This window comes from Streptococcus sp. HMSC078H03 (genome assembly GCF_001808655.1).
GTDB lineage: Bacteria > Bacillota > Bacilli > Lactobacillales > Streptococcaceae > Streptococcus > Streptococcus salivarius_G.
This window is the reverse complement of record NZ_KV794122.1, coordinates 1-375: the sequence shown is the minus strand read 5'-3', so window position 1 is coordinate 375 and position 375 is coordinate 1. Positions and strand designations below refer to the sequence as shown.

The following is a 375-nucleotide window of genomic DNA, read 5'->3' as shown; positions in this document are numbered from 1 at the left end:
TTTATGCCGGCTACATGACTTGAACACGCGACCCTCTGATTACAAATCAGATGCTCTACCAACTGAGCTAAGCCGGCTAACTTTTCTAATGCGGGTGAAGGGACTTGAACCCCCACGCCGTTAAGCGCCAGATCCTAAATCTGGTGCGTCTGCCAATTCCGCCACACCCGCATATATGACCCGTACTGGGCTCGAACCAGTGACCCATTGATTAAAAGTCAATTGCTCTACCAACTGAGCTAACGAGTCTCAAATATTTCTACTTGACGGTCCCGACGGGAATCGAACCCGCGATCTTCGCCGTGACAGGGCGACGTGATAACCGCTACACCACGGGACCTATGGGAGTTAACGGGATCGAACCGCTGACCCTCT

General features: G+C 52.3%; 4 tRNA genes. All 4 read right to left on the bottom strand.

Annotation, left to right across the window (positions count from 1 at the left end):
• Positions 1–4 precede the first annotated feature (4 nt).
• Positions 5–77 (bottom strand) — tRNA-Thr (locus tag HMPREF2607_RS09685).
• Between the two features lie 12 nt (positions 78–89).
• A tRNA-Leu gene (locus tag HMPREF2607_RS09680) sits at positions 90–171 on the bottom strand.
• Positions 172–176: 5 nt separating this feature from the next.
• Positions 177–249: transfer RNA gene (locus tag HMPREF2607_RS09675), tRNA-Lys, on the bottom strand.
• A gap of 18 nt (positions 250–267) precedes the next feature.
• Positions 268–340 (bottom strand) — tRNA-Asp (locus tag HMPREF2607_RS09670).
• Positions 341–375 lie beyond the last annotated feature (35 nt).